The organism is Acidovorax bellezanensis, assembly GCF_025421555.1.
In the GTDB taxonomy this organism is placed as follows: Bacteria; Pseudomonadota; Gammaproteobacteria; order Burkholderiales; family Burkholderiaceae_C; genus Comamonas; species Comamonas bellezanensis.
This window is the reverse complement of the sequence record NZ_JAODYH010000002.1, coordinates 108,739-120,840: the sequence shown is the minus strand read 5'-3', so window position 1 is coordinate 120,840 and position 12,102 is coordinate 108,739. Positions and strand designations below refer to the sequence as shown.

The 12,102-nt window shown below is 58.8% G+C and carries 8 protein-coding genes and 6 tRNA genes; 12 read left to right on the top strand and 2 right to left on the bottom strand.

What is annotated here, in order from left to right:
* Window positions 1-34: 34 nt before the first annotated feature.
* On the bottom strand, window positions 35-601 hold the full coding sequence (locus tag N0K08_RS03325; protein WP_261498581.1) for a transcription termination/antitermination NusG family protein: 567 nt from the start codon (window positions 599-601) through the stop codon (window positions 35-37).
* A gap of 1,122 nt (window positions 602-1,723) precedes the next feature.
* Between N0K08_RS03325 and N0K08_RS03320 the strand changes: the two genes are divergently transcribed.
* Entirely contained in the window at window positions 1,724-2,338 is a 615-nt protein-coding gene (locus N0K08_RS03320) for a hypothetical protein (protein ID WP_261498580.1), read from the top strand.
* A 281-nt stretch (window positions 2,339-2,619) separates the two neighbouring features.
* Here N0K08_RS03320 and N0K08_RS03315 read toward each other — a convergent pair.
* Window positions 2,620-2,696 (bottom strand) — tRNA-Pro (locus tag N0K08_RS03315).
* 448 nt (window positions 2,697-3,144) lie between these two features.
* Between N0K08_RS03315 and tig the strand changes: the two genes are divergently transcribed.
* From tig to N0K08_RS03260, 11 genes are all read left to right on the top strand, one after another.
* A complete protein-coding gene (tig, locus tag N0K08_RS03310) occupies window positions 3,145-4,455 on the top strand; it encodes a trigger factor (RefSeq protein WP_261498579.1) in 1,311 nt (436 codons plus the stop codon).
* A 126-nt stretch (window positions 4,456-4,581) separates the two neighbouring features.
* Window positions 4,582-5,190 (top strand): ATP-dependent Clp endopeptidase proteolytic subunit ClpP, encoded by a 609-nt coding sequence (gene clpP, locus N0K08_RS03305; RefSeq protein WP_315967984.1) that lies wholly within the window; start codon window positions 4,582-4,584, stop codon window positions 5,188-5,190.
* 104 nt (window positions 5,191-5,294) lie between these two features.
* Window positions 5,295-6,557, top strand: a complete 1,263-nt coding sequence (clpX, locus tag N0K08_RS03300; protein WP_261498578.1) for an ATP-dependent Clp protease ATP-binding subunit ClpX — start codon at window positions 5,295-5,297, stop codon at window positions 6,555-6,557.
* 144 nt (window positions 6,558-6,701) lie between these two features.
* On the top strand, window positions 6,702-9,119 hold the full coding sequence (gene lon, locus N0K08_RS03295) for an endopeptidase La (RefSeq protein WP_261498576.1): 2,418 nt from the start codon (window positions 6,702-6,704) through the stop codon (window positions 9,117-9,119).
* A gap of 105 nt (window positions 9,120-9,224) precedes the next feature.
* Window positions 9,225-9,300: transfer RNA gene (locus N0K08_RS03290), tRNA-Gly, on the top strand.
* Window positions 9,301-9,364: 64 nt separating this feature from the next.
* Window positions 9,365-9,440: transfer RNA gene (locus N0K08_RS03285), tRNA-Gly, on the top strand.
* 65 nt (window positions 9,441-9,505) lie between these two features.
* Window positions 9,506-9,581, top strand: a tRNA-Gly gene (locus N0K08_RS03280).
* A gap of 66 nt (window positions 9,582-9,647) precedes the next feature.
* Window positions 9,648-9,723 (top strand) — tRNA-Gly (locus N0K08_RS03275).
* A gap of 47 nt (window positions 9,724-9,770) precedes the next feature.
* Window positions 9,771-9,844 (top strand) — tRNA-Cys (locus tag N0K08_RS03270).
* Window positions 9,845-9,974: 130 nt separating this feature from the next.
* A complete protein-coding gene (locus N0K08_RS03265) occupies window positions 9,975-10,886 on the top strand; it encodes a LysR family transcriptional regulator (protein WP_261498574.1) in 912 nt (303 codons plus the stop codon).
* 204 nt (window positions 10,887-11,090) lie between these two features.
* Complete coding sequence (locus N0K08_RS03260) at window positions 11,091-12,089, top strand: Bug family tripartite tricarboxylate transporter substrate binding protein (protein WP_261498572.1); 999 nt, start codon at window positions 11,091-11,093, stop codon at window positions 12,087-12,089.
* Window positions 12,090-12,102: the final 13 nt, after the last annotated feature.

The window sequence follows — 12,102 nt, the reverse complement described above, 5'->3', positions numbered from 1 at the left end:
CGCAACGCGTGCATACCTATCTTCCAACAAATGATCAGGTCTTTTCCAGCAGATGCGGGTCTACCTGAATGATTTGTTGCCGGCCCATCAACTCCAGCAATACGGCAACGCGGCGACTGGACGCGGACTTGACCAAGCCTTCGAGGCCGCTGAAAGCAAGATGCAGAAAGCGGACTTTTTGACCCGGCTGCAAGGCGCTCAGTGCGGCTTCATCGGCTGCATTGCGCTCCTGTTCGAGCAGTCGGATGATACCCAAGGTTTCAGACTGAATGGTGGCAAAAGTGCCGCCAAAACGGATGATGTGTGAAATTCCACGGGTCGAACGCACCGGGGCAATGGATTGCTCGGCTTGTTTTGGCCGAAAGAATACGTAGCGCGGAAACATGGGCTCGAAAACCATGTTGATGCTTAGGGCAGACTTCTTCAGTCGCTTGTATTGCGGCAGATAGCTTTCGAAGGCTTGTTGTTTCAGGTGTTGCTGCGCCAGGCTTTCCTGGCCAGGGCGTGTGTACGCCAGAAACCACGGAGAAGACTCTGCGACCGGATCTGTGTGAGATGTGGCGCGGGTAATATCTATGTTACTTTCGTTATCGATAGTCATTTTAAATCCACTGGATTGAATTGCCACGCGAATGCGCGTTGTTCTATCGCAATGCACGCAGGCGAAGCGGGATTAGTGCGCGAAATTTGCTGAGAGGCGCTGTGTCAATCAGGGCACGGGCGCGCGACTTTTCGGTGAAGAATCAATAGATCGGCTGGCGCGGAGCCATGTTTTCAAAGGGAAACATGGATTTCCTAGGGGGCGAAGTCGAGTTGTGTTTTGAATAACAACAAGTGTGGGTCGATTTTATCGATACCGATGAATAAGTTGTGTTGCCAAAAGTTTCAGCGAGAAGGGTGTAGGGGTAAGTCGCGGGCGTGGGATCTTTGCATGCTGCTTCAGCGCGAAAGGTATGAGTGCCATGTGTGGCGCTGCTTCCCGGGGAAGTGGTCTGTCGCCTGGTGGGTATCAAGAATGGATTACCGCAGAACGCGCAGGTGCGTCAATCCCCTTTTCATCTGGAATGTGCCTGCCATTGGGCGGATGGACGGAAGCGGTGCAGGCCGGCGCGCTTTGTCACGCCTGCTGCCGTGCGGGCGTGGCCCTGTTCTGCCCCCAATCCAGGGTGAACTGCAGGAAGGATGGTTCAAGCGCCGAGAAGTGGCATGTTTTATTTATTCTTTGACTTGATTGATTCTGCCAGTCCGTGGAGCGATTGTCTGGCAAGAAAGTAGGTGCATGACGACATTATCCATGGAGGATTAATTTTATAGTTAATCCGTGCAAATCATTCTTTGCACTCAACAATCAAGGAGATTGAAATGGCTGTTAATAATCCGCACGGACATAATCAATACACTGGACACAAGAAGAGCAGCAGTTCTGATGCTGACAGCAAGCGGTCGACCCCTGCTGGCTCGTCAAGCGCGGGCGGTACGAGAGGTGGAACGAGCGAGCAGCACGCAGAGGCGGGGCGCCAAAGCCATAAGAACGATGAAAAATCTTCGAGTGAGCAAAGCGGCAGCAAGGACTCCTCCTCCCAGGCTGGGCGTCAAAGTCATAAGAATGACGAGTGAGCGAAGCTGAATTCAACCTGCCATCAAGGCCAGGTTGAATTCTCTGCTGCCTGGGTCTTTGTGAAGTGCGTCATGGGAGAGTTTTAAATGGTTTCACGCAATTACGATGACAACGAGTACCGTCGAAATCCGCAGTTTGCGCGCAACGAACCTGGTGATGGGGGGGCGGGGCGGGGCGGGGCGGGGATTATGCGTACCCGCCGCGGATCTATGGGCGCGATTTTTACGCCCCGCAGGATCGCTGTCCGCAGCGTACTGTACTGACTACGGCTATCGCGATTCCGACCATCTGAGCCGAGGCGGCTCGGGCGATGCATTTCGAGGCTATGAAGGGCAGGGGAACAATGGCTACGGCGCGGACGGGCGAGCGGGGCAAGGCTGTTCGGAAGGCGGCTACACGCCAGGAGGCCGGGTCGGCGGTGGTGATGCGCCGCAAGGCCAATGGCGTGCATACGGCAGGGGAAGCGATGACGAAAGCCAGGAGCAATACCGGTACGGTGGCGGTGCCCAGGAAGTGCGAGAGAGGTCACGCCGGTTTGACCCAGATTATTACCAGTGGCGCAACGAGCAGTTGAACGCGCTCGATGCCGACTACCAGACTTGGCGAGAAGAGCGCTATAAGAAATTCGCGGATGAATTCAGTCAGTGGCGGTCTGGGCGTTCGAGTCCAGGGGAGGAGAGCAAAGGCAAGGGAAATGAAAAAGAAAACGCAAACAAGTAACGAGATTGGTGCTGGTTGAAATGCTTGAGTCATTTTTGCTCAAGCATTTTTTTATGCGCGATTTGAGCTCATTTGACCTGCATGGCTTTGTATATTGATGAAGGCCCAGGGGTGGCGCCGGCAATGCTGTTGGTTTTGCAGGGCGCAGCGAGCGAGGCCTCTTCGGCTGTGCGTTGAAGTCAGGGGTGTTCCGCCTTCAGGCGTCGGGGTGGGTGCCGTCTGATCTGGGGCGCCAATGAAAAAAGGACTTAGCTCTTGCGAACTAAGTCCTTTGAAATCAATGGTCGGCGAGAAAGGATTCGAACCTTCGACCCCTTGCACCCCATGCAAGTGCGCTACCAGGCTGCGCTACACGCCGACGAAGATGCTATTGTAGGGCAAAGATTGAAGCCTTTTTGGGAAACAGCGCAATTTTTCCAAAAGACCGCATGGCGCCGGTGGGATGCCTGCGGAACGGGGTGGGGCGGGCGCTCTGTCTGGCGCCTATCAGCAGCACGCTGGAGGCCCTCTGTGAAGGCTGCGCGCAGGGGCTCGCGCAGGCCTGCGCTGGACAGTGTTGCCGTGGCTTGGCGCGCATCCTCTTGGCGCCTATGGCGTTTGGTGTTTGTCGGCTCGCTATAATTGCAGATTCGATTTTTAGTGCGCGAAGCGCTTTCATCCTGTGTGGATTGAACGCACGCTGCCTAAGCTATTGATTTTCTTGGTGTGCGGGCCTGTCCGCGCACCATCCATGTGAGACTTTGCGGAACACGGTGCGGGCTGCACTGCAGCCGGCACGGTCCACATATCCCTGATTAGGAATAACCATGGCCGTTACTGTTGAAACCCTCGAAAAGCTCGAGCGCAAGATCACGCTGAGCTTGCCTTTGTCCGCAATCCAGTCCGAAGTGGACGCACGCCTCAAGCGCGTCGCGCGCACTGTCAAGATGGACGGCTTCCGTCCCGGCAAGGTGCCCATGAACGTGGTGGCACAGCGCTATGGCTACTCGCTCCAGTACGAAGTGCTGAACGACAAGGTGGGCGAAGCTTTTGCCCAGGCAGTGGGCGAAGCCCAACTGCGTGTGGCTGGCCAGCCCCGCATCACTGAAAAAGAAGGCGCACCCGAAGGTGAAGCGCAATTCGACGCAGTGTTCGAAGTGCTGCCCGAAGTCAAGATCGCCGATCTGACCACCGCTGAAATCGACAAGCTCACGACGGAAGTCGACGACGCAGCCATCGACAAGACCATCGACATCCTGCGCAAGCAGCGTCGCACCTTCGCTCAGCGCGCCCAAGACGAAGCAGCTGCCGATGGCGACCGCGTGACCGTGGACTTCGAAGGCAAGATCGACGGCGAAACTTTCGCTGGCGGCAAGGCTGAAGACTTCCAGTTCCTGGTCGGCGAAGGCCAGATGCTCAAGGAATTCGAAGACGCAGTGCGCGGCATGAAGACCGGTGAAAGCAAGACTTTCCCCCTGGCCTTCCCCGAGGACTACCATGGCAAGGACGTGGCCGGCAAGACGGCTGACTTCCTGGTGACCCTGAAAAAGGTCGAAGCTGCCAACCTGCCCGAAGTCAACGAAGCCCTGGCCAAGTCGCTGGGCATCGCCGACGGCACGGTGGACGGCCTGCGCGCCGACATCAAGAAGAACCTCGAGCGCGAAGTCAAGTTCCGCCTGCAGGCTCGCAACAAGCAAGCCGTGATGGACGCTCTGGTGGCCAAGGCCGAACTGGACCTGCCCAACGCCAGCGTGCAAGCCGAAGTGGCCCGTCTGCTGGAAGGCGCTCGCGCTGAACTCAAGCAACGCGGCATCAAGGACGCTGACAAGGCGGAAATCCCTGAAGACGTGTTCCGTCCCCAAGCCGAGCGCCGCGTGCGTCTGGGCCTGGTGGTGGCCGAACTGGTGCGCGCCAACGACCTGCACGCTACGCCCGAGCAGCTCAAGGCCCACGTGGAAGACCTGGCCGCCAGCTACGAAAAGCCCGAAGAAGTCGTGCGTTGGTACTTTGGCGATCGCCAGCGTCTGGCCGAAGTCGAAGCCGTTGTCGTTGAAAACAACGTGACCGAGTTCGTTCTGGGCAAGGCCAAGATCAATGACAAGGCCGTGTCGTTCGACGAGTTGATGGGCCAAGCGTAAGCCAGGCGCCCTGTTTCCTGCGAAAGCTTGGGCTTTTTGCGGGAAACCCCTAGCTTGGGGCTTGTGCTTTAGCGCACAGGCCCCATTTCTTTTCTGGGTACAGTACCCCCATTGAATGGAGAAAACATGAGCGCACTGGAAACTCAAGGCCTTGGCATGGTTCCGATGGTGATCGAGCAATCGGGTCGTGGCGAACGGTCTTACGACATTTATTCGCGTCTGCTCAAGGAGCGCGTGATCTTCTTGGTGGGCCCGGTCAATGACCAGACCGCCAACCTGGTTGTCGCCCAGTTGCTGTTTCTGGAGAGCGAAAACCCTGAAAAGGACATTTCGTTCTACATCAACTCTCCTGGCGGCTCGGTGAGCGCCGGCATGGCGATCTTCGACACCATGAACTTCATCAAGCCCGACGTGTCCACACTGTGCACCGGCATGGCTGCGAGCATGGGGGCATTCCTTCTGGCGGCAGGGGCAAAGGGCAAGCGTTATGCTTTGCCCAACTCCAAAGTCATGATCCACCAGCCTTTGGGCGGCATGCAGGGCCAAGCCACGGAAATCGAAATTCACGCGCGTGAAATTCTCAAGACCCGTGAGCAACTCAACCGCATCCTGGCGGAGCGCACCGGCCAGTCGCTGGAAAAGATCCAGCACGACACCGAGCGCGACTACTTCCTGTCGGCGGACGAGGCCAAGGAATACGGCTTGGTTGATCAAGTGATCAGCAAGCGCGCCTGAGCCTGACCCTTCCTCCGGGCTGGCGGCGTTTCCCCCGGAGGGAGGCGCCGTTTTTTATTTCGGTATTATCCTTTTCCACTCTTTTGTAACAAGGCACTGCCCCCATGGCCGAGAAAAAAGGCTCTTCCAGCGAAAAAAACCTCTACTGCACTTTCTGCGGCAAAAGCCAGCATGAGGTGAAGAAGCTGATCGCCGGTCCGTCGGTCTTTATCTGCGACGAGTGTATTGACCTGTGCAACGACATCATCCGCGACGAACAGCCCGCGGGTGATGGCCGTGAAGCGCGCGGAGATCTGCCCACGCCCGCCGAGATCAAGGCCAATCTGGATGGCTATGTGATCGGCCAAGAGGTTGCCAAGCGCACTCTGGCAGTGGCTGTTTACAACCACTACAAGCGCCTGCGTCACAAGGACAAGGCTGGCAAGGACGATGTCGAACTGGCCAAGAGCAATATCTTGCTGATCGGCCCTACGGGTTCGGGCAAGACCTTGTTGGCACAGACCCTGGCACGCATGCTGGATGTTCCCTTCGTGATGGCCGATGCGACCACGTTGACGGAAGCCGGTTATGTGGGCGAAGACGTCGAGAACATCGTTCAGAAGCTGCTGCAAAGCTGCAACTACGAAGTCGAGCGCGCGCAGCGCGGGATTGTCTACATCGACGAAATCGACAAGATTTCCCGCAAGTCGGACAACCCCAGCATCACGCGTGATGTCTCCGGTGAAGGCGTGCAGCAGGCGCTGCTCAAGCTCATCGAAGGCACGATGGCCAGTGTGCCTCCCCAGGGCGGCCGCAAGCATCCCAACCAGGATTTCCTGCAGGTAGACACGACCAACATCCTGTTCATCTGCGGCGGTGCGTTCGCCGGCCTGGAAAAAGTGATCGAGAACCGCACGGAAGCGTCGGGCATCGGTTTCGGTGCCACGGTCAAGAGCAAGAAGCAGCGTTCGATTTCAGACATGTTCCAGGAAATCGAGCCGGAAGATCTGATCAAGTTTGGTCTGATCCCCGAGCTGGTGGGACGCATGCCCGTGGTCACGGCACTGGCTGAACTCAGTGAAGACGCGCTGGTGCAGATCCTGACCGAGCCCAAGAACGCACTGGTCAAGCAGTACAGCAAGCTGCTGGCGATGGAAGGCGTGGAGCTCGAGATCCGTCCCGCGGCCCTGCGCGCGATTGCCCGCAAGGCCTTGGCACGCAAGACCGGCGCACGTGGTCTGCGCTCGTTGCTCGAGTTGTCGCTGATCGACACGATGTTTGACTTGCCCAATACCGACAACGTGGAAAAAGTGGTGCTCGACGAGTCCACCATTGAAGACGGCAAGCCGCCGCTGCTCGTGTATCGCGAAGCGGCCAAGAAGGCCTGATCTTCGCCACGCATGGCGATGGCGGTGCACGGCCCAGGCTGTGCACCGCCGGTCCCATATTCCATGTCCACAGATGTTGGCATGGTCATAGGGTTGCAATACGCCGTAAGCGGACCATATTCCGCACAGTTACCAAGGAATTCCATGTCAGGACCCAAGCCCTTGCCTTCCTCCTCTCTCGATTTGCCGCTGCTGCCGTTGCGCGACGTGGTTGTGTTCCCGCATATGGTGATCCCGCTGTTTGTGGGCCGTGCCAAAAGCATCAAGGCGCTGGAACTGGCGATGGAAGGCGATCGCCGGATCATGCTGGTGGCGCAGAAAACCGCTTCCAAGGATGAGCCCGCCGTTTCGGACATGTTCGAGGTGGGTTGCATCTGCACCATCTTGCAGATGCTCAAGCTGCCCGACGGCACCGTGAAAGTACTGGTCGAAGGCCAGCAGCGCGCGCGCGTCGAAGGCATCGTCGACCACGAAACCCATTTCCTGTCGACGGTTCAGCCGGTCGAAGTCGATGAAGCGGCGCACAAGCCCAGCGAAATCGAGGCCTTGCGCCGCGCGGTGACGCAGCAGTTTGACCAGTACGTCAAGCTCAACAAGAAAATTCCCGCGGAAATCCTGACCTCCATCTCCAGCATCGACGATGCAGGACGCCTGGCGGACACGATTGCCGCCCACCTGCCGCTCAAGCTCGAGGCCAAGCAGGCCGTGCTGGACCTGGCCGACGTCAAGGTCCGGCTGGAAAACCTGTTCGAGCAGCTCGATCGCGAAGTCGACATCCTGAACGTCGACAAGAAGATTCGCGGCCGCGTCAAGCGCCAGATGGAAAAAAGCCAGCGCGACTTCTACCTGAACGAGCAGGTCAAGGCGATCCAGAAGGAACTGGGCGAAGGCGAAGAGGGCGCTGACCTCGAGGAACTCGAAAAGAAGATCCGCCTGGCCAAGATGCCTGCGGATGCGCGCAAGAAGGCCGAGTCCGAGCTCAAGAAGCTCAAGCTGATGTCGCCCATGTCGGCTGAAGCGACCGTGGTGCGCAATTACATCGATGTGCTCACGGCGCTGCCCTGGAGCAAGAAGACCAAGATCAAGCACGATCTGGTGAACGCCGAGGAAGTGCTCAACGAGGACCATTACGGCCTCGACAAGGTCAAGGACCGCATTCTTGAGTATCTTGCTGTGCAGCAGCGCGTGGACAAGGTCAAGGCGCCCATTCTGTGCCTGGTCGGCCCACCGGGCGTCGGCAAGACGTCGCTGGGTCAGTCGATCGCCAAGGCCACAGGACGCAAGTACGTGCGCATGGCCCTGGGCGGCATGCGTGACGAAGCCGAAATCCGTGGCCACCGCCGCACCTATATCGGCGCCATGCCGGGCAAGGTGTTGCAGAGCCTGGAGAAGGTCGGCACGCGCAATCCATTGTTCCTGCTCGACGAAATCGACAAGCTGGGCATGGATTTCCGTGGCGACCCGTCCAGCGCTTTGCTGGAAGTGCTCGACCCCGAGCAAAACCATGCGTTTGCCGACCACTATGTGGAAATGGACTTCGACCTCAGCGACGTGATGTTCGTGGCGACCTCGAACTCGATGAACATTCCTCCAGCCCTGCTGGACCGGATGGAAGTCATTCGCCTCTCGGGTTACACCGAAGACGAAAAAGTCAACATCGCGATGCGCTACCTGTTGCCCAAGCAGTTGACCAACAACGGGCTCAAGGAAGGCGAACTCGAAGTGCAGGAATCCGCCGTTCGCGATGTGGTGCGCTACTACACGCGAGAAGCGGGTGTGCGCTCGCTCGAGCGCGAGCTGTCCAAGATTTGCCGCAAGGTGGTCAAGGCATTGCAGCTGGCCAAGCTTGTCGCGCCCGTGGTGGTCTCGGCGGAGAATCTGGATGACTACCTGGGCGTGCAAAAGTACACCTACGGCCGTGCCGAGCAGCAGGACCAGGTGGGTCAGGTGGTTGGCCTGGCCTGGACTGAAGTGGGCGGCGATCTGCTGACCATCGAGGCCGCGGTCATGCCAGGCAAGGGCGTCATCACCCGCACAGGTTCCCTGGGCGATGTGATGAAGGAATCGGTGGAAGCCGCGCGTACGGTGATCCGTAGCCGCGCTCGTCTGCTGGGCATCAAGGACGAAGCTTTCGAGAAGCACGATATCCACGTGCACGTGCCTGATGGCGCGACGCCCAAGGACGGCCCGAGCGCGGGTGCTGCCATGGCGACGGCGTTTGTCTCGGCTCTGACGGGCATTCCGGTGCGCGCCGATGTGGCCATGACCGGCGAGATCACCTTGCGTGGCGAAGTCACGGGTATTGGCGGCCTGAAGGAAAAGCTGCTGGCCGCCTTGCGCGGTGGCATCAAGACCGTGCTGATCCCCGAGGAAAACGTGAAGGATCTTCAGGAAATTCCTGAGAACGTCAAGAGCGGTCTCGAGATTGTTCCTGTGCGCTGGGTGGATCAGGTGCTGAAGCTGGCTTTGGTGCGCATGCCCGAAGCTTTGCTTGAAGCGGAAGTGCCGGCCGTGGTGGCCGGTGACAAGCTTGCGACGCCCGCGGCCACGGTGCAGCACTGAAATTTGAAAAAAATCAGTGCTGGCGAATTGTGGGGAAAAAAGTACGCTACAATTCATCCCATCGCAGCAACGAAACATTGTAGAATGTGAGGCTGCAGAGGAAATGCGGGAATAGCTCAGTTGGTAGAGCGATACCTTGCCAAGGTATAGGTCGACGGTTCGAACCCGTTTTCCCGCTCCAGGTTTTTGTCAGTCGCGTCAGCGGCTGGCGCAAATCTCGAGAGATGAAAGTTTTTTGAGATTTTGCGGGAATAGCTCAGTTGGTAGAGCGATACCTTGCCAAGGTATAGGTCGACGGTTCGAACCCGTTTTCCCGCTCCAGTTTTTCAGTCGGTCGCTTCGGTGACTGGCGAAATTCCGGAGAGATGAAAGTTTCGCCGGAATTTGCGGGAATAGCTCAGTTGGTAGAGCGATACCTTGCCAAGGTATAGGTCGAGAGTTCGAGCCTCTTTTCCCGCTCCAGGTTTTTGGCAGCTGATTCGTCAGCGATGTGAATTTTTTCGAGAGGCGAAAGTCTTTTGAGGATAAGCGGGAATAGCTCAGTTGGTAGAGCGATACCTTGCCAAGGTATAGGTCGAGAGTTCGAGCCTCTTTTCCCGCTCCAAGATAAAATGGGAAGCATCTGCTTCCCATTTTTATAGTGAAAGTTTTGGCGCGATAGCAAAGCGGTTATGCCCCGGATTGCAAATCCGGTTAGACCAGTTCGACTCTGGTTCGCGCCTCCAAATTTCAAGCAACGAAGCCAGAATTCATCAGAATTCTGGCTTTTTTGCGTTCTGGCCGCAGTCCTTCGCCTCTTGGACAGGCCCAGGTTGGCGCGACAATGCCAGCTTGGAACGCCGAAGAGAGACAAGCATGCGATACGAACTGACCGATCTGCGCCTTTTCATGGCGATTGCCCAGGCGAAGAACCTTTCGACGGGCGCTGCCGCGGTGCACATCACGCCGTCGTCGGCCAGTTATCGCCTGAAAAACCTGGAGCAGGCCCTGGGCACGCCCATGTTCGTACGCAATGCCCGCGGCATGGAGCTGACGCCCGCTGGCGAGTCGGTGCTGGCGCATGTGCGCGAGCTGTTCGAAGGCGTGGAGCGCATGCATGAGGATGTGGGGCGCTTCACTCTGGGGCTCAAGGGCCATGTCCGGCTCACGGCCAACAGCAGTGCCTTGAACGGCTTCATCAACCCCAGCCTGGGGCGCTTCCTGGTGCTCAACCCCTATGTCGATGCCGACATCGAAGAGCGCCAGAGCGAAGCCATTCCCGCAGCGGTACTGGCGCGCGAGGCCGATATCGGCATCTTCGCCGGGGCTACCGACGTGGCCGGCCTGGACGTATACCGTTACGCGGTCGACCAACTGGTCGTCGCCGTGCCCGCAGACCACCCTTTGGCCAGTGAAAGTGAAATCAAGTTCGGGGCGGTGCTCGATTTTGACTTTGTCTGCATGAGCCGCAGCAGCAGCAACTACCTGTTCTTGCGCGACATGGCGCAAAAGGCCGGACGCCAGGTGCGCGTGCGCCTGCACACCCACAGCTTTGAAGCCGTGCTGTCTTTTGTCGCCATGGGGGTGGGCGTGGCGCTGGTCCCGCGCAGCGTGATTGCCTCGCTGCCCGGGACCGCCGGTATTGCGATGCTGGCGCTTGTCGAGCCCTGGGCCGTGCGGGAGCTGAATCTGGCCGTGCGCGCGGATGCGCGCCTGCCCACGTTCACCACGGCCTTCATGCAATTTCTGCTGGATGATCCGCGCGTGGCCGCCACGCGCGGCGCATAAGTTTTTGCCGTTCGCCCGAGCCCGTATGCAGGGCCGGGAGTGAGCCTCAGTTGGCGCTGTGCCACAGCGTTTCAAATCATCGAACAGCCTCTTCGAAACATTCGGATGGTGTCTGCCCCTGGGCGTTCATAGACTTGCCGCAAGGCTGCCGCGTATCGCTGCAGCTGCTGCCTGACCCGGCAAGATCAAAAAAACGGAGACACCATGGGACATACTTTGGGCCGCAGTTTCGCGGCGGGACGCTTTGCGCTGGCCGTTGGCATCACGGCGCTGGCTGCCGCCAATCCAGGTTTCGCGCAAGGCACGGCCTGGCCGCACAAGCCGGTGACCATCGTGGTGGCCTTCGCGCCCGGCGGCATGACGGATATCGTCAGCCGCAGCCTGGCCAAGGAGCTGACGCAGGAGTTCAAGCAGCCGTTCATCATCGAGAACCGCGCGGGCGCCGCCGGCCAGGTGGGCACGGAATACGTGGCCAAGCGCCCCAATGACGGCTACACCTTGCTGGTGGCGGCGACTGGCTACGTCATCGGCCCGGTCACGCTCAAGAAGATCAGCTATGACCCATTGAAGGACTTCGAGCCCGTCGCCCTCCTGGCCAAGGCGCCGAACATGATCGTGGTCCATCCCAGCGTGCCCGCGAAAAACGTGCCTGAATTCCTCAAATGGGCCAAGGCCCAGGACGGTGTGCCTTACGGTACGGCCGGTGCCGGCGGCTCCACGCATCTGGCGGGCGAGCTTTTCCGCCACCTGAGCGGCATCAAGATGACGCATGTCTCCTACCGCGGCGCGTCGCCGGCGACCAACGACGCCGTGGCCGGCCAGATTCCGGTGGCCATCCAGGACTCCATGAGCGTGTCGGCTTTCATTGCCTCCGGCCAACTGCGGCCCATCGCCGTGACCAGCGCCGAGCGCAGCAAGGTATTCCCCGATTTGCCCACGCTCAAGGAGTCGGGCTTCAAGGACTTCGACGTCTACACCTGGCTGGGCTTGTACGCGCCTGCGGGCACGCCCGCGGACATCGTGTCCCGGCTCAACCAGGCGTCCAACCGGGTCATGAATTCGCCGGAAATGACGGAGCGCCTGAAAGCCCAGTACAGCGAACCCGTGGGTGCGTTGCCGCTTCCCGAAGTGCGCAAGTACGTGGAGCGTGAGCTCGTCAAATGGCGCGACCTGGTGAAGCTCACCGGCGTGAAAGTGGAGTGAACCGAATGCAAAC